Source organism: Desulfatiferula olefinivorans, from assembly GCF_054657895.1.
Map to the genome: position 1 here is coordinate 16,893 of NZ_BAAHXV010000005.1, position 19,641 is coordinate 36,533.

The 19,641-nt window shown below is 57.4% G+C and carries 19 protein-coding genes and 1 riboswitch; of the genes, 8 read left to right on the forward strand and 11 right to left on the reverse strand.

The window, feature by feature from the left end; translation table 11 throughout:
* Positions 1–56 precede the first annotated feature (56 nt).
* The 4 genes from ACYQ11_RS05500 to ACYQ11_RS05515 all read right to left on the reverse strand — a co-directional run bounded on the left by ACYQ11_RS05500 (position 57) and on the right by ACYQ11_RS05515 (position 4,141).
* A complete protein-coding gene (locus tag ACYQ11_RS05500; RefSeq protein WP_459922753.1) occupies positions 57–257 on the reverse strand; it encodes a cold-shock protein in 201 nt (66 codons plus the stop codon).
* Between the two features lie 138 nt (positions 258–395).
* Positions 396–599: a cold-shock protein gene (locus tag ACYQ11_RS05505; protein WP_459922754.1), complete on the reverse strand. Its 204-nt coding sequence runs from the start codon at positions 597–599 to the stop codon at positions 396–398.
* A 516-nt stretch (positions 600–1,115) separates the two neighbouring features.
* Complete coding sequence (locus ACYQ11_RS05510) at positions 1,116–2,531, reverse strand: GTPase/DUF3482 domain-containing protein (protein WP_459922755.1); 1,416 nt, start codon at positions 2,529–2,531, stop codon at positions 1,116–1,118.
* Positions 2,528–4,141 (reverse strand): DUF2868 domain-containing protein, encoded by a 1,614-nt coding sequence (locus tag ACYQ11_RS05515; RefSeq protein ID WP_459922756.1) that lies wholly within the window; start codon positions 4,139–4,141, stop codon positions 2,528–2,530. The genes ACYQ11_RS05510 and ACYQ11_RS05515 overlap by 4 nt, the downstream gene beginning before the upstream one ends.
* A 310-nt stretch (positions 4,142–4,451) precedes the next feature.
* On the opposite strand from ACYQ11_RS05515, the gene ACYQ11_RS05520 reads away from it, so the two are divergent.
* From ACYQ11_RS05520 to ACYQ11_RS05550, 7 genes are all read left to right on the forward strand, one after another.
* Positions 4,452–5,531, forward strand: a complete 1,080-nt coding sequence (locus ACYQ11_RS05520) for an alkene reductase (protein ID WP_459922757.1) — start codon at positions 4,452–4,454, stop codon at positions 5,529–5,531.
* Positions 5,532–5,679: 148 nt separating this feature from the next.
* Entirely contained in the window at positions 5,680–6,213 is a 534-nt protein-coding gene (locus tag ACYQ11_RS05525) for a Spy/CpxP family protein refolding chaperone (RefSeq protein WP_459922758.1), read from the forward strand.
* A gap of 98 nt (positions 6,214–6,311) precedes the next feature.
* The gene (locus tag ACYQ11_RS05530; protein WP_459922759.1) at positions 6,312–7,757 is read left to right on the forward strand and encodes an ATP-binding protein; all 1,446 of its coding nucleotides are present in this window, start codon (positions 6,312–6,314) and stop codon (positions 7,755–7,757) included.
* A 42-nt stretch (positions 7,758–7,799) separates the two neighbouring features.
* Complete coding sequence (locus ACYQ11_RS05535) at positions 7,800–8,477, forward strand: response regulator (protein ID WP_459922760.1); 678 nt, start codon at positions 7,800–7,802, stop codon at positions 8,475–8,477.
* A gap of 180 nt (positions 8,478–8,657) precedes the next feature.
* Positions 8,658–9,194, forward strand: coding sequence for a ferritin-like domain-containing protein (locus ACYQ11_RS05540; RefSeq protein WP_459922761.1), 537 nt, complete (start codon positions 8,658–8,660; stop codon positions 9,192–9,194).
* 229 nt (positions 9,195–9,423) lie between these two features.
* Positions 9,424–10,272 carry an SMP-30/gluconolactonase/LRE family protein gene (locus ACYQ11_RS05545; protein ID WP_459922762.1) on the forward strand — a complete coding sequence of 283 codons (849 nt, stop codon included), beginning with the start codon at positions 9,424–9,426 and terminating at the stop codon, positions 10,270–10,272.
* A 189-nt stretch (positions 10,273–10,461) separates the two neighbouring features.
* The gene (locus tag ACYQ11_RS05550) at positions 10,462–11,190 is read left to right on the forward strand and encodes a substrate-binding periplasmic protein (protein ID WP_459922763.1); all 729 of its coding nucleotides are present in this window, start codon (positions 10,462–10,464) and stop codon (positions 11,188–11,190) included.
* A 10-nt stretch (positions 11,191–11,200) separates the two neighbouring features.
* On the opposite strand, the gene ACYQ11_RS05555 is transcribed toward ACYQ11_RS05550, so the two are convergent.
* Both ACYQ11_RS05555 and ACYQ11_RS05560 read right to left on the reverse strand, forming a co-directional pair.
* Positions 11,201–11,716, reverse strand: a complete 516-nt coding sequence (locus ACYQ11_RS05555; RefSeq protein WP_459922764.1) for a hypothetical protein — start codon at positions 11,714–11,716, stop codon at positions 11,201–11,203.
* A 96-nt stretch (positions 11,717–11,812) separates the two neighbouring features.
* Positions 11,813–13,072: a DegT/DnrJ/EryC1/StrS family aminotransferase gene (locus ACYQ11_RS05560; protein ID WP_459922765.1), complete on the reverse strand. Its 1,260-nt coding sequence runs from the start codon at positions 13,070–13,072 to the stop codon at positions 11,813–11,815.
* Positions 13,073–13,495: 423 nt separating this feature from the next.
* Positions 13,496–13,683: riboswitch (cobalamin riboswitch) on the forward strand.
* A 133-nt stretch (positions 13,684–13,816) separates the two neighbouring features.
* Between ACYQ11_RS05560 and ACYQ11_RS05565 the strand changes: the two genes are divergently transcribed.
* Complete coding sequence (locus ACYQ11_RS05565) at positions 13,817–15,865, forward strand: adenosylcobinamide amidohydrolase (protein ID WP_459922766.1); 2,049 nt, start codon at positions 13,817–13,819, stop codon at positions 15,863–15,865.
* A 7-nt stretch (positions 15,866–15,872) separates the two neighbouring features.
* On the opposite strand, the gene ACYQ11_RS05570 is transcribed toward ACYQ11_RS05565, so the two are convergent.
* The 5 genes from ACYQ11_RS05570 to radC are packed head-to-tail and all read right to left on the reverse strand — an operon-like array spanning position 15,873 to position 19,639.
* Entirely contained in the window at positions 15,873–16,661 is a 789-nt protein-coding gene (locus ACYQ11_RS05570) for an ABC transporter permease (RefSeq protein ID WP_459922767.1), read from the reverse strand.
* Positions 16,658–17,350 carry an ABC transporter ATP-binding protein gene (locus ACYQ11_RS05575; protein ID WP_459922768.1) on the reverse strand — a complete coding sequence of 231 codons (693 nt, stop codon included), beginning with the start codon at positions 17,348–17,350 and terminating at the stop codon, positions 16,658–16,660. The genes ACYQ11_RS05570 and ACYQ11_RS05575 overlap by 4 nt, the downstream gene beginning before the upstream one ends.
* A 52-nt stretch (positions 17,351–17,402) precedes the next feature.
* Complete coding sequence (locus ACYQ11_RS05580) at positions 17,403–18,590, reverse strand: phosphoglycerate kinase (protein WP_459922769.1); 1,188 nt, start codon at positions 18,588–18,590, stop codon at positions 17,403–17,405.
* An 11-nt stretch (positions 18,591–18,601) separates the two neighbouring features.
* On the reverse strand, positions 18,602–18,886 hold the full coding sequence (locus tag ACYQ11_RS05585; protein ID WP_459922770.1) for a hypothetical protein: 285 nt from the start codon (positions 18,884–18,886) through the stop codon (positions 18,602–18,604).
* Positions 18,887–18,904: 18 nt separating this feature from the next.
* Positions 18,905–19,639, reverse strand: coding sequence for a RadC family protein (gene radC, locus ACYQ11_RS05590; RefSeq protein WP_459922771.1), 735 nt, complete (start codon positions 19,637–19,639; stop codon positions 18,905–18,907).
* Between the last annotated feature and the right edge of the window lie 2 nt (positions 19,640–19,641).

Consider the following 19,641-nt stretch of genomic DNA (forward strand, 5'->3'; position numbering starts at 1 on the left):
ACGCTTACGGTAAACCGGACCCTGAACGGGTGCGGATTACACTATGTCGATAACGATCAGATTTTGGTTACATTGACCGCCGCGGGGCCTTTGGCGCCCTGCTCGATGTCGAAACGAACGCGGTCACCCTCGTTGAGGGATTTGAAACCGGTGGCGTTGATGCCTGAATGATGCACAAATACATCCGGTCCGTTTGACTGTTCGATAAAACCAAAACCTTTTTGATCGTTAAACCATTTTACGATTCCTTCAGCCATGATGACAATCTCCTTGTTTTTCTTTGTTTTTTTTCTATAGTTCCTTACTTCAGGGCGGTGCCATGTTGGCGAAAAAATCTTACCTGAAAAACGAACCATCACGCCCTGACACAGGACGTATTGACAACTGAGTCCGAGTTATTCGAATTTGACCACATTGACGGCTGCGGGGCCTTTGGGGCCCTGCTCGATATCAAAGGTCACCTGCTGACCTTCGGCCAGGGATCTGAAACCGGAGGAGTTGATACCTGAATGATGTACGAATACATCCGGTCCGTTTTCCTGTTCGATAAAGCCAAAACCTTTTTGATCGTTAAACCATTTTACAGTGCCTTTTGCCATTGTGTTTTCTCCTTTTCAATGTTGCTTGTGCGCCGAATTCGTCTCAGACATGAGGTCATGTATCACGATGACAGAAGGCATATCATCCGAAACATAAAGGCTGACGTTTCAAGCCGATCCCGTTGAAAAGCATGGTGGTGAACCTGAACGGTGTTTTCCATGGTTTCATCGGTTGATAGGGCATTGAGCGTCGGGGCCTGTCGCATGTTTTCAATTTTAAAATCGTATTCTCTTAGCTTTGAAATAAAAAACAAATCGTGTGATTTTTAATTTTGAGGCTAAATCGAAGATTTTGATGGTGTCTGAATTAGATCGAAACTGGTGCAATAATTTTTCCTGGACGGTTTCCCGTCGTTTAACGCCCCTGATACAATCAGGGCTGTGATCCTTCGCGATGGCCCGGCGACATGACATCGACCCGGCAATCAATTTTGCACACTATACCAGAAAAAAAATAAATGACAATCCTTTTGTGAGGCCCCCCTTGTTTTTTTGTCAAGGTCCCGGGAAGCGCTATCATGAGCGATAGGGCATGGCGTCGAGAATCGCTTTCAGTGTCTCGGCGGCTCTTTGCTTTGCCGTTTCCCGTTTGGACGGATCACCGGTTTTCAGGGCGGAGTAAAACGACATCATATCGTTTCTCACCCCGCGGGGCCAGTGGGCCGTCAGGGCGTCCTTGTCGCCCAAGCGGTCGGCGGGAAGGGGGGCGTGGGTGCGCTTGCCGTGGGCCCAATTGATGATGTGGCTGTAAAACAACAGCGCACGGTCAAACAGGACGAACATGAACCCCAGGTCCCGGTGAGGCCCCACGGTGAGGGTGTATCCCCCCAGGCTTTGGCCCAGCAGGCGGACCCTGGCGATCCGTCTGGCTCCCAACAGGGCCGAACCCGCTCCGGCCGCACCGCCCAGAAGGGTGAACAGGCCCAAAGAATGACCGGCGGCGGCCAGATCGATAAGGGCGGCGGCGGCTCCGCCCACGGTGGCGGCGGCCGCCGCCAGCTGAGCCCTGGATAGCCCCAGTACACGCCAGGTTTCCGAATCGAACAGGTCCCGGGACAAAATGGAATGCTCGGGCATAAGAATATTGAAGATATTGTGTTTGAAAAGGGCCCGTATCTGTTGATGCGTTTGGGCTTCCATCTCTGAGACGTCTAAAACCCAACGATCGATCAGCGCGCGTTTCTCTCTGTCCTTGGCCGATTTGTCCCGGATGACGCCCTGAACCGAATGGGAGAGGCAGGATTCCGCCAGGCTGAGTATCAGTTCGGCGGTGGTTTGGTTTCTCCGGCTCCAGTCGGTTTTGAATGCCTCGATGACCGTGGTGAGGGGGACATTCAGGTCGCTTCGCATTCTGCCGATGGTTTCGAGCAGAAAAATTCTTTCCCGATAACTGGCATGGTGGGCGTTGAAATGGGTGACGGTGTCGAAATGCTGTGAAAACGCATCCTCCCATTGAGCATTGAACCGTGTTTCATCGTTCTTGCTGTTGATGACGGCGATACGGGGCCGGCCCGTCCGGCTGAGGATGGCCATCTCCGCACGATCGCTGCTTCGAATGGGCCGTGAGCCGTCCGCCACGTAAATGATGCCCGCCCCCCGGGCGATGGGGGTCAGCAGTTCGATTTCATCCCGGAACAGGGAATCATCGCGGTGAACCCGGATGAAGTCCCGGACGATGTCGTCTTCCGGGCCGCTGTGGTTTTCGAACCATTCCAGGGTCCGGCGGGGTGCCTGAAATCCGGGCGTGTCCGTGAACCGAATAATCTCCTTGCCGTCGATGATGACGGGAAACACCCGACACTCGGTGGTTTCGCCGGGAAAGGCGCTGATCCTGACGCTGTCGTCTTCCGTGAGGGTCGACACCAGCGACGATTTTCCCTCGTTGGGATGGCCCAGGACGGCGAATTCAGGGATGCTTGCTTGGGTGGTCATGGCGTGGGTCCTGTCCGGATATTTGCGGGTTCGGCTGATTCAAGATGAATCAGGGGGTCTCCCAGGGCCTTGATCTCACGGTCCCAGACCGTGACATCCCGGGGGGTGGGTGTCTCAAAAAGGGTTTGTGACGCGGCAGGGCCGGTCAGCAGGACATACACCCTGAATGCCGGGCCCCCCAGGCTGCGAAGTTCCCGGATGTAGGCAAGGGTTTCCCGGATGGGCGGCTGCCAGGATTCCATCAAAAGCACCAGGCGGCCCTTGGCATCGTCAAGCAGACCTTCGATCATCGCCCGGTCCCGGCTCATGGTCAGGCTGACCGGGACGATCCGGGAAAGACCCGATCCAAAAACGCTGAGAAGACGGCTGTCAAGGTCCGCTTCGGAGCACAGCCCGACCAGGTCGTCAGGGACCAGGGCGATCACGGCGCGGGTTGGGTCCTCGGGGGCAATGTCGGCGGCCGGTGTTCTTGCGGGTTCGGGTCTTGGCGTCGCGTCCTGCCGTTCTCCCCGGGTGTCCAGCCAGGGTGAACGGAGTCGTTGCAGCAGACGATCACATGCGATGCTTGAAAAAACAAGCCGGTCAAGGGTCCGCCGTTCCATGAAAAAGGCGAAGGCCAGAAGAATCACTCTGGGAATCAGGCCGTAAAACACAACGGCCAGACAGAGAAAGGGCCACCAGGCCGTCAAATCCGGCGTGGAAAGCTGCATGATCCCGTCCTTGAGGATGATCCGCGATCCTTCGATCTGGGCAGGCGACGGATGGGCCAGGGACGGGGGAACCAGTCCCGACCAGGGCAGGGCCAGAAATGCGGCGGCCCGGTGGACCATTTCGGCGCTGAGTTGAAGGGTGGACTGCCAGCCAAAGGCCAGGTCCGATCCAATCACCCGCAGCAGGGTGGCGGCAAGAACGCCGAGATTGAAAAAAACGGCGAACACCTGGGTAAGGATCACGACGGGCCAGGGGAATAAGCCCGTATAGTTCCGGCTTCTCCCCCGGATAACCCCCAGGGCCGCTTTGAAGTGACTGCGTTTTTCCGCGGAAAGACGGCGGTCGTACCGCTTGCCCAGCCATGCCGCCGCATGGATCAGGAGAGCGCCAAGCCCCGTCCGGATCAGGGAAAAGGTCTGGGTGCCCGGCCGTCGCCGGGGGAGGGCGGCAACAGTCAGTAGAAGAAGAATCAGAGCAAGCTGGCTGAAGACGAAGAGCCCCAGGTAGGATGACACGTTGAGGGGGGCGCTGCCTTTATAGACTAAAAAGGAAAAGGCCAGACCCCAGCCCGATGCAAATCCCAGAAACACAAAGATCGTCATGAGGGCCGTGTAAATCTGCCTGAAAACAGACCCGGGCAGAAGGGGGCCGTGGGCGGGACCGGGGGGGTGGTCATTTCTCCGGAACTCCAGCCAGTGCCGCAGGATCATCCCGGTCCGGCGGGCCGTCGATGGTCCGGCCCCGTCGAGCCGGGGGACAATATCCGTCAGGTAGAACGCCCTTTCCTGCTGATGGCGCAGGTCCCGGTCCGTCTCGTCGATGCGGGGATCTTCCCGGTGCATGAAATACTCGAGGTCGATCAGGTCGTCTATGGTCCACGAAGGTGCTTTCTGGGGCATGTGTTTTTCCGTTTCGGCCGGCGGTGATAATCATCGTATGATTGTACGGTCCTATATCTAACGCATTCGACGCCCGTTATGCAAGGAAAAGGGCGGGGTGATCTCAGGGGGTGTTGATAGGCAACCGTTTTTTGCCCGCAAAGGCTGTGGAATCGATTCCGATACCGATATTGAAGATGGTGCGTTGCACATTGTCGGAAAAGGACCTATATTGTCAGTCAAACCCTTCTCGTCAACAGGTCCGGGCCGTCAGGTCCGTCTGTTCAGATACCGTTGCGTTTGACACCGAATTCTTACAAGGAGTGACCTTATGAATACAAACGATATGTTTTCACCGATCACACTGGGCGCCCTGCACCTCAAAAACCGGTTGGTCATGGCACCCCTGACCCGGAACCGTGCCGGGGAGAATCTTGCCCCCGGGGATTTGAACGCCGAATACTATGCCCAGCGCGCCGGTGCGGGGCTGATTGTCAGTGAGGGAAGCCAGATTTCCCCGCAGGGACAGGGGTATCCCGGAACGCCGGGTATTTACAGCTCCGAACAGGTGGAAGGCTGGAAAACCGTCACCCGGGCGGTCCATGAAAAGGGCGGGCTGATGGTGATCCAGCTCTGGCATGTGGGACGCATTTCCCACCCGCTTCTCCAGCCCGGAGGAGCGCGGCCGGTAGCCCCCTCGGCCCTGGCCCCGGCGGGGGAGATTTTCACACCGGAGGGGCCAAAGCCCTTCGAAACGCCGCGAGCTCTTGAAACCGAAGAAATTCAGGAGATTGTGGCCCAATTCGCCGGTGCGGCGAAGCTGGCCGTGGACGCGGGGTTTGACGGGGTGGAAATACACGGGGCCAACGGCTACCTGATTGATCAATTCATCCGCGACGGCAGCAACCGGCGGACGGACCGCTACGGGGGAAGCCTTGAAAACCGGTTGAGATTTCTCGGCGAGGTGACCGGGGCGGTCTGTGACGCGGTCGGGCCAGACCGGGTGGGCGTACGCCTGTCCCCGGAGAACACCTTTAACGACATCACCGACAGTGACCCCCAATCGACGTTCAATGGGGCGGCCCGCATGCTGAGCGGATTTGGCCTTGCCTTTCTCCATGTGGTGGAGGGCGATTTTGTAAGCGGTCAGGCGCGGCTCGATTACAGGCAGCTCAAGGACCGGTTCAAGGGACCGTACATGGCCAACGGGGGATACGACCGTGAACGGATCGCCCGAAGCCTTTTGCATGGGGATGCCGATGCGGTGTCCCTGGGCAAGCTGTTTCTGGCCAATCCGGATCTGGTCGAACGATTCAGGAAAAACGCGCCGCTGAATGTCCCGGATCAGGCCACCTTTTACGGAGGCGGAGCGAAAGGATACACGGACTATCCCTTCCTCGATCCTTCCTGATCGGGGTCTGGGGCCGTCGGCCCCGTTGGTTTGATCGTGCACAATCTTTTCACATTTGCTTCATCGTGTTTGCATACTTTTCTGGTTATATGGGAATCAAAGGACAGGGACAAGACGTCCATCACCAACAAACCGGAGGATTTATAACATGAAAACAGCCATAAAACTCACCGTGATCACCATCATAACCCTTTTTGTGGCCGGAGCGGTTCAGGCCTATGCCCAGCCCTCCTGCTTTACCATGGTCGAACGGATTCCGGGAATCACCCTGGATGACGCCCAAAGATCGGCGCTGACCGAGAAGGACGCCGATCACCGGAAAAAGATGATTCGCCTGCGGGCCGACTACCAGGTGGCCCGGGTCGACAAGCAGAATCTGATCAAGGACCGCAACTTTAAAAAGGATGCGGTAAAAAAGCAGATTGAATCCATGGTCGGTATCCAAAAGGAAAAGGAACTGGCTCGTCTCGACGCCCTCGATGACCTGCGAAAGGTCCTGACCGACGAGCAGTGGGCCGTGTTCACGGCTCATACCGCAGGAGCGGGTATGGATGCACGCTGCCCGGGGATGCGGGGGGCTTTCCATAAAGGCAAGGGCGGTCAGGCCCACGGGAAGGGCGAAGGCGGATTCGGTCCCCGCATGGGTGACTGCCCGTTCACGGGCCCTGCTGCCGCCCAGTGATCCTCTTGATCATGAACGATAACGCCTTGCCCGGCCGGTAGCGGCCGGGCATGTGCGTTTGTGCGGTCGGGGTGTCTTTCCCACAGGTGGAGCCTGAGATGCGGTTCGGTATCAAATACAAAGTGTTCGCCATTCTTTTGTCGGTGAGTCTTCTGATTATCATCGGCATGTTCGTGTTTACCCGGATGACCTTCAAACAGGGGCTGATCGGTTACATGGACACCATGCAGGAAAAACACCTCGGGGTAATGTGCCGGATGCTGGCCGAAAACTATGCCGAGGAGGGCAGCTGGTCCTTTCTCACCGATAATCCGGACAGCTGGGACGGGGTCCAGCGTTATGCGTTCAGGACATGGCGCCGTCTGAACCACGGCGCCCATCCCCCTCAGCCTCCGGGGCGACCCGGTCACGGTCGTCCGGCGAAGGATCTTAGGGGGCCTGCTCCCGGGGGAGGAAAACCCGGCCTGGTCCTTCTTGACCAGAACCGTCACCCGGTGCTCGGCACCCTGGACGGCATCGGCCCGAAGAACCTGGTGCCGGTGGTCGTGGAGGGACAAACCGTCGGATATCTGGGCCTGTCCCATTCACCGACAAGGATCCAGGCGGAGGAACTGCTGTTTTTCCAGAGGCAGACCCGGGTGTTTCTGATGATCGCCCTCGGCATGGTGCTGATGTCGATTCTGGCAGCGGTGTGGACGGCCTATTACCTGGAACGGCCCATCGCCGTGCTGATCCGCGGAACACAAGCCTTGACCTCCGGGGATCTGGCGACCCGGATTCCGGTGACATCCCGGGATGAACTGGGGCAGTTGTCCGACGATTTCAACGCCCTGGCCCAAACCCTCGAACAAAATGAAGCGGACCGGAAAAAGTGGGTCGAGGACATCGCCCATGAACTCAGAACCCCTTTGACCCTGCTCAGCGGCGAACTGGAAGCCCTGGAAGACGGTGTCCGCGATCTGACGCCCGACACCGTCCGGAACCTTCAGGCCGATATTCATCATCTGATCCGTCTGGTCAACGATCTGAACGAGTTGTCGCGGACGGACACCGGCTCGATGAATTACAGGAAACAGGAAACCGACCTGGCGGACCTGATCGGCCAGGTCGTCGATCGTCATGCGGAGGCCCTGGGCCGCAGCGGGATCACCGCGGATGTCACCTGTTCCGTCGTGCGTCCTTTGGTGTTCGCCGATCCCGAACGGTTGAAACAGCTGTTCGGCAACATTGTCCAGAATTCCCTGGATTACACCGCATCCGGAGGCCGGCTCCACATCGGCATCGACCCCCTGGGATCATCGGTTCGGGTTCGGATCGACGATTCGGCTCCCGGGGTTCCCGCCGACGCCCTTGGGCGACTGTTTGACCGGCTCTACCGGGTTGAAGGGTCGCGAAACAGGCGCTACGGCGGGTCGGGCCTGGGGCTGGCCATCTGCCGGAACATCGTCGAGGCCCATGGCGGGCGCATCGTCGCGTCCCATTCCCCGCTGGGCGGATTACGGCTGGACATCGAATTGCCTCTGACGGACCGCAAGAATGCATGACTCTGAGATAAAAAACGGTTCGGGAACGAAAGGGCAACAGCAATGAACGAGCGTGTGTTGATTGTCGAAGATGAAGAACGGCTGGCGTCGCTGCTCAGCGATTATCTGAAGACGTCGGGATTCGAGACGCATATGATCGGCGACGGCCGCGAGGTTCTGCCCTATGTCAGGCAGACCCCTCCGGATCTGATGCTTCTGGATCTGATGCTTCCCGGCAAAGACGGGCTGGATATCGCCCGGGAACTGAGAACCTTTTCGCAGATCCCCGTGATCATGATCACCGCCCGGGTCGAAGAAATCGACCGGCTTTTGGGCCTTGAACTCGGCGCCGATGACTATATCTGCAAGCCCTTCAGTTTTCGGGAGGTGGTGGCTCGGGTCAAAGCCGTACTCCGGCGATCCCAGGCCCGTGTCGACGAGGATCTGCTCCGGGGGATCAGCCTCGATCGTTCACGGCATCAGGTGACCGTCATGGGAAAAACCGTCACGCTGACAGCCATCGAGTTTACCCTCCTTGAAGTCATGGCGGCGCGTCCGGGGCGAATTTTTACCCGGGATTTTTTGATGACGTCCATCTATCCGGACGACCGCGTGGTCAGTGATCGGACCATTGACAGCCACATCCGGAAACTGCGGCGGAAAATTCATGATATCTACCCCGACAAAGACATTATCATGTCGGTCTACAGTGTGGGTTACAAGTTCGAAAACCCCATTTGACGCTCTCTTCGGGAAACAAGTGGGTTGATTTTGTCGGTCGGTTTGCTTATAGTGTGACACTGCATCAAAAAAAAATCATGGCCGTGGGCGGTATCAACCGCTGCCGTAACACCATGAACGGGCGTGAAACTGAACAAAACGAATCTCGACTTGCCATACAATCGAAAAGGAGGTTTTACAATGTCCAAGGAAGACAGGGAAAAACGGCGCAACAACGTCATTGAGGTTCTCAATAAAGCCAGGGCCATGGAGCTTCAGGCCATTCATCAGTACATGAATCAGCATTACAATCTTGACGACATGGATTACGGGGAACTGGCAGCCAAACTCAAACTCATCGCCATTGATGAAATGCGGCATTCGGAAATGTTCGCCGAACGCATCAAGGAACTGGGCGGCGAGCCCACGGCCGATCCCATCGGTCCCATTGAAAAACGTCAGGCCGTGGATACGATCTATCCCTTCGATGCCGATCTGGAGGACGATACCGTGGATCAGTACAATCAGTTCCTCCAGGTCTGTCGAGAGAACGGCGACAGCATCAGCATGAAACTGTTCGAGACCATCATCGATGAGGAGCAGCTTCACTACAATTATTTTGACAATGTGGCGTCGCATATCACCAATCTGGGCAACACCTATCTGGCCAATATCGCCGGAACGCCTGCGGAAACGGGCCTTCAGCCCAGCGGCTTTGTCGTGACCCAGAACGGGTGATGACCGACGTGTGAAAGGGACTTCCCCGTTTTTTCAGGCGGGGAAGTCCGGCTCACCGCCATCGCTCAGGCCTGTCCGACGGCCGTCTGAAACGCCCCCATCCGTTCAAAGAAAGCCCGGTTTCCCGGCGGGACAATCGACGAACCGTCATCGTCAATGATCCTTAAAAACGACACCCTGAAACAATCATACCTCAGATGCGTTCGCGTCCCGAACAGGAGATGTTATCATGAAAAAAATGCTTTGTGCGTTGATTGTCATGCTTGCGGTGATGACGTGCCACTCCCAGGCCGTCGAGACCCTGGTTCGTCTGTGGGAGACGGCGGACGGGCTTCAGGTCCCTGAATCGGTCCTTTATCACCCTGACAGCCAAACCCTTTTTGTGTCGAACATCAACGGCAAGCCCACCGAGAAAAACGGCCGGGGGTTTATCTCCAGGCTGTCCCTCACCGGGGAGATCCTTCAGTTGAAATGGGCCACGGGACTCGATGCGCCCAAAGGCGCCGCTATTTACGGGCAGCGCCTGTATGTCAGCGATATCGATCGTCTGGTTGAGATTGATCTCGTCACCGGGGATATCACGGCCGCCTACCCGGCACCGGGGGCCGTTTTTCTGAATGACGTGGCGGCCGATCGTGCGGGAAACATCTATGTGTCCGACATGGACGAACAACAGAGTGCCGTCTGGCGTTTGTCCGGTAAAACCTTCGCCGTATGGTTGAAGACCCCGGAAATACGTTCGCCCAACGGGCTTCATATGGAGGAGGACAAGCTGATGGTGGGCAACTCCGGCGACGGCACCATTAAAAGCGTCCGATTGTCCGATCAGACGATCGTGAATTTCGCCGTCGTGGGGTCGGGCATCGACGGCCTTCGTCCCGACGGCAAGGGGAATTTCATCGTTTCCGACTGGAAGGGGGCCACACGCCTGGTTCCCCCAGCCGGTCCTGCGACCGTTCTTCTCGATACCACCGACGCGGGTATCCAGTCGGCGGATCTGGAATATGTGGCAGACAAAAAACTGCTGCTTATTCCCACCTTTTTCAATCATAAGGTGGTGGCCTTCCGATGGGATTGATGATCGGGTCGGTCAAAAAACTGAAGTTTGCCTGCGATGGAGACGATAATTCTTTAAAGAAGATTCCGTTCACTGGATACTCCGGTCTTTTATGCCCCGGGGGCATGTTCTGTGTTGTCCCGCCTTCGAAGGAGATCGCGAAGGCTCGTTGTTGAACCCATTTGAGAGAGGTGGATGATGATGAAAGACATGTTTTTTTCGTCCGTTCGATGGTTTGGTCTTATGGCGGCTCTGGTTCTGCTCGCCAAAACTCCCGTCACGGCAGACACCGTGTATCAGGCGGGCGTTCTCGATTTTCCACCGTTTTATGTGGTGAAAAGCGAGAATGAGGTCGAAGGTTCCATGGCGGATCTTTTGCGGAGCATCATGGACAAGGCGGGCATCACATACGAATTGAAAGGATTTCCTCCCAAGCGTCTCTACAAGAACCTGGCCGAAGGAACGACCCAGATCTGGCTGGGCATCAAAGGTGTTCCCGAATTTGAGGGCGTGGTGCTGAACAGCGATATTCCGGTCACTGAAATTGAAATTCGTGTGTACAACAGGGAAGGGACCCCGCCCATTGCGGCCATCCCCGATTTCAACGGGAAAAAAGTCATTACCATCCGCGGCTTCGGCTACGGAGGACTGATCGGCTACCTGAACAATCCCGACAACCAGGTGGCCACCGATCCCTCGGACAGCCATGAGCTGGCGTTTAAAAAACTAATCAAAGGGCGTGGAGACTATGTTCTGGATTACAAGAAACCCGCCGAGGAGGCCCTGAAGGCCGCCAACATCACCGGACTCAGCCACACCGTGCTGAAAAACATCAAGGTTCACCTGATCATATCCAAACAGGCGCCCGATGCCGAAAACCTGCTGAAAAAACTGGAAGAGGCCTATCTGGCCTTGAAAAGCGAAGGAAAAGCTCTCTAAGCTGTGACGATCAGAGGGCTTTGTCTGTGATGGTCCGGATCATCGACTCGATACCGGCCTTGAACTCACGGTACTGGTCCTCGGGCAAATCGCCGGTCAGGATCCATTCCAGGGCGTAGTTTACGCCAAGGTAGTCGTAGGCATAGAGCCCATAGGTTTCCCGAAGAAAGTCGATGCTTTCCCGGCACATGAAGGCCAGACAGACGGGGCTTTTGTGGGTGGCAAGCACACAGCCGGACTCGGGATTGTGGTATTCGCATGGGGACACCGGCGACATCCAGCGATGGTCGCCGGGTTTCCCATACCGCATTTCCCGCTCGTCCCTCAGCCGGTCAAAGGCCGGGTGGTCAAGGTCGTAAAGGCCGTAATACCTGTTTTTGCAGCAGGCCGCCACGGGGCGATTGCCGTTTTTTTCCATAGCCGGTCGGATGCAGCGGGACAGGCAGTAATCAAATGCTCCGAAAAATTCGTTGAGCAGGGTCTCCATGGCCAGGTAACGGGCCAGGTTGCGTTCGATATCGTTCATGACAAGCCTCGTGCCGTTTAAGTGGGTCCGGGGCCGTTTATAATACGCCATGAGCGGGGAATCAAGCCCTGCATTTCCGAACGAACCGGTGGCCGTTCAGGCCGACAGACGTTCATCATCCTCGCGTACCACATAATCGAGAACCTGGAGGAGGGTCGTGCCGATGACTCTCATGTCCCCGTGGTCGAGATAAAGCGGCAGTTTGAGGTCGCAGGCCGCCACCAGGGTTTCCCGGGTTTCAGGAAGATGATGATCTTCCCGTATATACTCCCAGTTCCAGTAACACCTCGCGTTGTCCGTTTCAATGCCGAAGACCGACAGTTTGATGCCTTCCATGTTCATCAGTTCCACAAACCGTTCGATCTGAAATCCTGAAAGGTTGACCAGGTTGAACTGGGCCGAATCGTAGATCTTGTAAACCCCGTCTTCCACCTTGGGGATATCGATATAGTCCGACCCTCCGATGATATCCGAAAGAACGGAGAAGTTCCGGTTGTATTTCCTGCCGTTGGCATCGATCAGGGGAATCTGGGTCCGTGCGATGGCGGCGGTCACATTGGATATCCGCTGATTGTAGGTGGGGATTTTTTTCTGGAGTTCCGGCAGCTTGTCGCTGTCGATGAAATGCTTCTCATAGGATTTTTCAAATGAGCCGGCATAGAGAATCGCTTTGGCGATAAACTCCTCGTCGTCGGTCACCAGCATGCCGCCTTCTCCGGCATTGATCATTTTGTGGGACTGGAAACTGAAACACCCGGCTTTCCCGAAGGTGCCGGCCAATTGACCGTCGAAACGTGCTCCGAGGCTGTGGGCGGCGTCTTCGATCAGGCAAATGCCCTTGGCCCGGCAGATCTCGACGATTTTTTTCATATTCGAAACATGTCCCCTCATGTGGGACAGCATCAGGAACCGTGTATCATCGGCAATTTTTTGTTCCAGGTCATCGGTGTTCAAGGTGTAATTCGGGTTGCATTCGACCAGGACGGGAACGCCCCCTGCGTGGATGATGCTGCTCGGAACGGCGGTGAAGGTGAATCCCGGAACAAGGACTTTGTCGCCGGGCTCGAGGCCTGCGCAGAGCAGGGAAATGAAAATGGCGCTGGAACAGGAGTTGACCGCCAGGGCATAGGTCGAGCCGATATACCGGGCAAAATCCCTTTCCAAAAGGGCGGCTTCCGATTCTGACGGGTGGTCGCAGGCATATCGAAACAGTTCGCCTGACCTTAGAATGTCGCTGACCTTTTCAATGGCGTTTTCCGGGACGGGGTTGGGGACCGAGAGGTTTTTGGTGAACGCTTTTTGGCCTCCCTCGATGACAAGTTTTCTTGTTTTTTTTCTATCCTCGCCTCGATCCATCTTAATCTCCTTTTATTTTAATTAGTTATATCTTTTAATCATGGGTTTTGAAAACGGTGTGATTCGGCGCGGAAATGACGTGGGGATTGTTGAATGAAGAGATGAAAGGCTCTGGTCGAGACCTTCGGCGCAGGGCCGGGGTCATGGCCGAATCGGTTTGATGGGATCACGGTCTGTGAAAAACGGGACCGAATCCGCTTGCAGGGACATCATCCGTTGTGTGAAACAATGATGCCGCCGTTGTAACAATTTGATATTATTAAAGAACACTTTCTATGCTTAAAATAGATTTTTTAAATTATCAGAATGATCTCAAAAAGCAACGTTTTATTGCACGGCTGTGGGTTTAATCACCGCCCCTTGAAGCGCAAAAAAGCGCCTCTGATCTTGCTCCTTGACTTAATTGGGCCATGGGGTATGAATAGGAGGAAAAAGGGTTCGGGTGCTTTTTAAGAGCTTGAAAGGGAACCCCGTGAAAAACGGGGACGGGCCCACCGCTGTGATCGGGGACGACGGCCGCGCGAGACCACTGGGCAGAACATGGCCCGGGAAGGGGCGGCCCCATCGGATGATCCGAGAGTCAGAAGACCTGCCCGAACCAGGGTGCCGAACGCACTGGGAAGTGCCCGGCCCGATCCATTCGGATAAAAAGGGACATCCCCGGATCGAAACCGTATCGGTCCGGGGATTTTTATTTCCGGACAGCCGTTGTGAATCACCCCATATCAGAGCAGGAGATGTAAAATGCACTCAAACCCTTATGTTACATGGCCGGCGGCTGTCGTTTTTGCGTTTATACTGGGTTGGTCCGGCGTTGTCGGGGCCGGGCCGTTATCCGTTACGGATGATACGGGAAACGTCATCCGTTTCGACGAGCCGCCTCGGAAGGTCGTGTGCCTGGTGCCCTCGGCGGCGGAGATGATCTTTGCCCTCGGGGCGGACAGCCATGTGATTGGCCTGACCGTGCATAGCGGCGATCTCCAAGGCGCCGTGGGCAAACAGGTGGTGGGCGGCTTCACCCGGCCTTCGTTTGATAAGGTGACGGCCCTTGGGCCGGATCTTATCATCGCCTCGTCGTTTCAGAAGATACTGATCGACCGGATCGGCGATACCGTGCCGGTCTGCGTACTCGACACCCGGATGATGAACGATGCGTTCCGGCACCTGGAAATGATGGGCACGCTCTTCGATCGCGGCGGTAAGGCCCGGGCGCTGATCGATAAAAATCGCAGGCAGCTGGAGGTCATTGCCCGCAAGACGGCGTCGATTCCCGTGAATAAACGGCTGCGCGTGATGCGTCTCATGGGGCGGGATCAGGTCATGACGCCGGGCAACGATTCCTTTCAAAATGAGATGATCCGGGCCGCCGGGGGCATCGCCCCGGACTTCGGAAAAGCCGGGAACGTGGTCCCGGTGACTCCTGAGGAATTCTCGGCCTTCAATCCCCAGGTGATTTACGGCTGCGGGGACGATCTCACCACCGCAGGGAGCCTGTTTGAAAGAGAGGGGTTTCGTGATGCCGATGCCGTGCGTAACGGGCGGCTTCTGACTTTTCCCTGCGGGCTGACCTGCCGTTCCGGCGTCCATCTGGGTGATTTTGTATCCTGGCTGTCGGCCCGGATCTATGCCGAAGAATTCGCCGACTCCGCGCGAAACGTCCTGCCCCGGGCGATTGTGGAGAACAGGCCCATGGATCTGTCGTTTGATCATGTGAACCGGGCCCGGGTCGCCGTCGGCATGATCGACGATTTTGAGAACAAAACCCTGATCATCGATTTCAAAACACCCCGCACCGTGGTCTCCACCCTGGACGGCCTGAGATCCGGTGTTGTGAGCGTGGGCAACCATTATTCACCGCCGCCCTGCTGGTCTCTCACTCATGGGGCCGGTCTCGACGATCTCCGCGGGGCCCTGTGCCGGGTGATCGGAAAAGATCCGGAGAAAAGCGTGTTTTTGTTCACCGGGGCCGACATGGACCATCTTTCGGTGAAAACAGAACGGTTCAAAACCATGACCGTTACGGCCCTGGTCACCGCAGGCGTCCGGGGCAACGCCATGCGGATGGGCACCGATTCGGGAGACTATTTCGAACCCGGCACCATCAACGTGATCGTTCTCAGCAACATGGCCCTCAGCGTCCGGGCCATGACCCGGGCGATCATCACGGCCACCGAGGCCAAAACGGCAGCCCTTTGGGATCTGGATGTTCGGAGTTCCTATGCCCCGCTATCCGCCTCGGCCACGGGCACGGGAACCGACAACATCCTCGTGGCGCCGGGTGACGGTGCGTTGATCGATAACGCCGGAGGCCATTCGAAAATGGGTGAGCTGATTGCCCGGGCCGTTTACGCCGGGGTGCGGGAGGCCGTGGCCCGGCAGAACGGACTGGAAGGGGGACGGGATGTGTTTCAGCGTCTTGAAGAGAGACGTGTGAGCGTGTCCTCCCTGGTCGACGGGGCCCGATGTCTGGTGAAAGATAAACCCGCTGATCTGCATGTTCGGCTGGAGAGACTGCTTCTCGATCCGGCGTATGCCGGTGTTGTGGAAAACGCCCTGGGGCTGAGCGATGACCTGGCCCGCGGCGCGGTCAGTGACCTGTCGGTGTTTGAGCGTACCTGTCTTTTCCTGGCTTCACGCATCGCCGGGAAAACGCTTGATCACACGGTATTCGATCTGTCCGAACTGGATCTGCCCGTGCCCCTGTCGCTGGCCGTGAACGCCCTGCTTTCCGGCGCCGTTTATCAGGCTCCGCCGGCCGACGGGCCGTCCTCAGAGGATTGCCCCTGCCGCTAGGACACAATCAGTCGGGTCTTAGGACCAGCTGTTCGGCTTTGTTGAAGCAGCGTTTGCGGACCAGGAGTACGGCTGTCAGGGTGCCGATGGCCGTGGAGCCGGTGAGCATGACCATGACGACGATCTGGTATTTGATGGCGATCAGGGGATCGGCCCCGGAGAGAATCTGGCCGGTCATCATCCCGGGGATGAAGACCATGCCCACGGCCATCATGGAATTGATGGAGGGAATCATCCCGGCCTGCATGGCTTTCCGGAGAATGGGCCCCGAGGCCTCCCGGCTGTCCGCGCCCAGGCAGAGTTTCATTTCGATTTCCGCCCGAAGGTTTTTCAGTTCGCCGATCAGGCGCTCGATGGCGATGGCGATGGCATTCATGGAATTGCCGATGACCATGCCCCCTAAGGGAATAAAGTAGCGGGGCTCCCACCAGGGCTTGACCCCTACCACCACGGCAGTGACCACAAAGGACACCAGGGAAAAACTCAGCAGCATGGAGAAGAATACCGGAAGAAAAAAAGGAATCTGCCTGTCCTTGACCCGGCTGTAGATGGTCCAGGCGGCAAACAGGATCATGAAGCCGAACACGCCGAGCACCAGGGCCATGCTGGACAGGGCGAAGACAAATTTCAGCACGTAGCCCAGGGCGAACAGCTGGACAAAGGTTCTTACCGTTCCGATCAGAAGATCTTTTTCGAGTTTGAGGGAATAGGCCACCGAGGCCAGGCCCGAGATCAGAACGAACACGAGGCCGACGGCCAGTTGAAGGGGGCCGATATCCACGAGCTGATGGGTCATGCCTTCTCTCCACGGGTGACGGTGAAGCGGCCGTCCCTGACATCGATGATCCGGGGAACCACCCGCCGAGGCCGGAATTCGCGGTGGCTGACCATGACGACGGTTTTTCCGCTGTCCAGGCAGAGGGCTTCCGCCATGGCTTCCACAATCCGGCTGCTCTCATCGTCCAGGGCGCTGGTCGGCTCATCGAGAAGGACCACCGCAGGGGACAAAAGAAGGCCGCGGATCAGGCAGAGACGCTGCTGCTGACCCACCGACAGGCTTCGCGCCGGATGGGTCAGGGCCACGGTGTTCAGGCTGACGCTGTCGAGCCGTTCGCGAAGCCGTTGATCATCCGGCTTTGGCAGGGTTCGGTTGTGTTTGAGCAAAAAGGGCATCAGAAGATTGTCCCTGACCGTCCCGTCGACGACCACCGGGGTTTGCTGGATATAAAGGATCTGACGCCTGAGTTCCGGCGCGGCCAGGTCGGCATAGGGACGGTCTTTGAAAAACAAGCGGCCGCCGGCCGGTTCCTCCAGCCGGTTCAGCAATCTCAGAAAGCTGGACTTGCCTGTTCCCGACGGGCCCCGGACCAGGTGGAACTCGCCGGCCCCGAAGGTGAGGGACACCCCGCTGAACACCAGGGGGCCGTCCGCGTATTTGAACGAAAGCGCTTCGCAGCGTATCAGACTGCGTTCAGCTTTATCCACGATCCATTCCTTTCACGACATGCGCCTCAAAAATAACAGGCTTTGCGGTCCGTTATTTTCGGGTTTTTTCCAGGCAGGCGACCCCGGGGAGGATTTTGCCTTCCATGAGTTCGAGGAAGGCGCCGCCGCCGGTGGAGATGTAGGACATTTTGTCGGCCACGCCGGCCGCATGCACGGCGGCATCGGTATCACCCCCGCCGACGATGGTCAGGGCGCTGGACTGGGCCACCTTCTCGGCAATGGCGAAGGTGCCCCGGCTGAAGGCGGCCATCTCAAAGACCCCCATGGGGCCGTTCCAGACGATGGTGCCTGCTGATTCAAGGGCTTCTGAAAAATCGGCAACGGTTTCAGGGCCGATGTCAAGGGCCGTGGTTCCTGCGGGGATGGCGTCCACGGTTGCCACCCGATGGGGGGCGTCCGCGTCGAAGGCGTCGGCGGCGACCACATCGACAGGGATATGGACGCGGACGCCTTTTTCTCTGGCCCGGTCCATGACGTTTTTCGCGGTATCGATGAGATCGTCTTCAACCAGGGACGCTCCCACGTCGTACCCCCGGCTTTTCAGAAAGGTGTTGGCCATGGCTCCCCCGATAATCAGACAGTCCACTTTCCCGAGCATGTTTTCAAGGGCCCCGAGCTTGCTCGACACCTTGGCTCCGCCCACGATGGCCACCAGCGGACGTTTGGGGGTTTCCATGGCCTTTTTGTAAAAATCGATTTCCCGGAACAGGAGCAGCCCGGCGGCGCATTGTGGGGCAAAGTCGGTAATGGCGGCCACTGATGCATCAGCCCGGTGGGACACGGCAAAGGCGTTGTTGATGTAGACATCGCAGAGCGAGGCCAGCTCCCGGGCGAAATCCGGATCGTTTTTCTGTTCGGCCTCATGGAACCGCAGGTTTTCCAGCATCAGAATTTCGCCCGGCTTCATGGCGGCGGCCATGGCTTTGACCTCGGGGCCGATGCAGTCCGGCGCCATGGCAACCGGCCTGCCGATCAGCTTGGCCAGGTGGTCGGCGGCCGGTTTGAGACTCATGGTTTTCACCACCTTGCCTTTGGGGCGGCCCAGATGGGAGGCCAGGATGATTTTCGCGTTCTGGGAGAGGGCGTATTCCAGGGTGGGCAGGGCGGTGGTGATCCGGGTGTCTTCGGTGATCAGCTGACGGTCGTCCATGGGAACATTGAAATCCACACGAATAAAAATGGTTTTGCCTGAAATATCGATGTCGTTGATCGTTTTCATGTTTCACTCCATCAGGGATGCGGTTTGGGGTTTTGGGGTCGTTTTTTTTCCCGGTTCAGTTGTTTTTTTCGGGACCATCGGTCCAGAAAGGACATCAGCCCGGCCTGATAGGCATGGTCCACCTGTTCCTCGCGGGCCTTCGTGCTAGCGGAAAGTGCGGCCCTCAGACACTCGGTCTTGCAGGGGCACTGACGGATGCAGGTCTCGGGGCTTTGCCTCAGACCGGAGTCGGTCATGGGAAAGACCCGGTCCAGGCATCCGAAGCAGTCGGGTTTTGTTTTATCGGACGGTGTCATGGGAGTCCGGCCTCCGCCTCATTCAGCGGCGATTTTGTTGTTTTCATGAAATTCGCGGTTGAACCGGGCCATGTGCCCGTGTTCGGCGAAGCTGTAGTGACCGGAAGCACCGATCACAAGATGCTCGTGAACGGTGACGCCCATGAGTTTCAAAGCGTACACCAGCTGCCGCGTCATGGCCGTATCCTCCGGTGACGGTTCGGGATCTCCGGACGGATGGTTGTGGGCGAAAATGACCGCCGCAGCCCGGTGATCGAGGGCGGAGCGCACCACTTCCCTCGGGTAGACCGACGTGGCGGTCAGGGTCCCGGTGAACAGGGTCTCACTTGCGATCACCTTGTTTTTAGCGTTGAGAAAGACCGCGACAAAGCATTCCCTGGACTTGTCGCGGATGGCCATGTTCAGATAATCAAGCAGCTCCTTTGCATGCCGGATCGGATCCGTGCCGATGACCCGGCTTTCAAGGTAACGCACCGATGCTTCCCGGACCAGCCGGATGCCGAACTGGTTGGCCGGACCGATGCCGGGGATTTCCGTCAGCTCGGATGCCGAGGCCTCGAAGACGCCCTGGAGGGTCTTGAACCGGCTGATGGCGGCCTTGGCCGCGTCTTTACAGTCCTTCCTCGGGGTGCCCAGGGTCAGAAGAAGTTCGATGACCTCGTAGTCATGAAAACCGGAAAAACCCGATTCAAGAAACCGTTCCCGCAGCCGTTTGCGGTGCCCCTGACTGCTCTGTTCCGCCGTTCCGCCCATGG

What these genes read in the sequence shown, in the direction of transcription:
- ACYQ11_RS05500 (WP_459922753.1), bottom strand. Translation starts at nt 257, where the DNA reads ATGGCTGAAGGAATCGTAAAATGGTTTAACGATCAAAAAGGTTTTGGT.
- ACYQ11_RS05505 (WP_459922754.1), bottom strand. Translation starts at nt 599, where the DNA reads ATGGCAAAAGGCACTGTAAAATGGTTTAACGATCAAAAAGGTTTTGGC.
- ACYQ11_RS05510 (WP_459922755.1), bottom strand. Translation starts at nt 2,531, where the DNA reads ATGACCACCCAAGCAAGCATCCCTGAATTCGCCGTCCTGGGCCATCCC.
- ACYQ11_RS05515 (WP_459922756.1), bottom strand. Translation starts at nt 4,141, where the DNA reads ATGCCCCAGAAAGCACCTTCGTGGACCATAGACGACCTGATCGACCTC.
- ACYQ11_RS05520 (WP_459922757.1), top strand. Translation starts at nt 4,452, where the DNA reads ATGAATACAAACGATATGTTTTCACCGATCACACTGGGCGCCCTGCAC.
- ACYQ11_RS05525 (WP_459922758.1), top strand. Translation starts at nt 5,680, where the DNA reads ATGAAAACAGCCATAAAACTCACCGTGATCACCATCATAACCCTTTTT.
- ACYQ11_RS05530 (WP_459922759.1), top strand. Translation starts at nt 6,312, where the DNA reads ATGCGGTTCGGTATCAAATACAAAGTGTTCGCCATTCTTTTGTCGGTG.
- ACYQ11_RS05535 (WP_459922760.1), top strand. Translation starts at nt 7,800, where the DNA reads ATGAACGAGCGTGTGTTGATTGTCGAAGATGAAGAACGGCTGGCGTCG.
- ACYQ11_RS05540 (WP_459922761.1), top strand. Translation starts at nt 8,658, where the DNA reads ATGTCCAAGGAAGACAGGGAAAAACGGCGCAACAACGTCATTGAGGTT.
- ACYQ11_RS05545 (WP_459922762.1), top strand. Translation starts at nt 9,424, where the DNA reads ATGAAAAAAATGCTTTGTGCGTTGATTGTCATGCTTGCGGTGATGACG.
- ACYQ11_RS05550 (WP_459922763.1), top strand. Translation starts at nt 10,462, where the DNA reads ATGTTTTTTTCGTCCGTTCGATGGTTTGGTCTTATGGCGGCTCTGGTT.
- ACYQ11_RS05555 (WP_459922764.1), bottom strand. Translation starts at nt 11,716, where the DNA reads ATGAACGATATCGAACGCAACCTGGCCCGTTACCTGGCCATGGAGACC.
- ACYQ11_RS05560 (WP_459922765.1), bottom strand. Translation starts at nt 13,072, where the DNA reads ATGGATCGAGGCGAGGATAGAAAAAAAACAAGAAAACTTGTCATCGAG.
- ACYQ11_RS05565 (WP_459922766.1), top strand. Translation starts at nt 13,817, where the DNA reads ATGCACTCAAACCCTTATGTTACATGGCCGGCGGCTGTCGTTTTTGCG.
- ACYQ11_RS05570 (WP_459922767.1), bottom strand. Translation starts at nt 16,661, where the DNA reads ATGACCCATCAGCTCGTGGATATCGGCCCCCTTCAACTGGCCGTCGGC.
- ACYQ11_RS05580 (WP_459922769.1), bottom strand. Translation starts at nt 18,590, where the DNA reads ATGAAAACGATCAACGACATCGATATTTCAGGCAAAACCATTTTTATT.
- ACYQ11_RS05585 (WP_459922770.1), bottom strand. Translation starts at nt 18,886, where the DNA reads ATGACACCGTCCGATAAAACAAAACCCGACTGCTTCGGATGCCTGGAC.
- radC (WP_459922771.1), bottom strand. Translation starts at nt 19,639, where the DNA reads ATGGGCGGAACGGCGGAACAGAGCAGTCAGGGGCACCGCAAACGGCTG.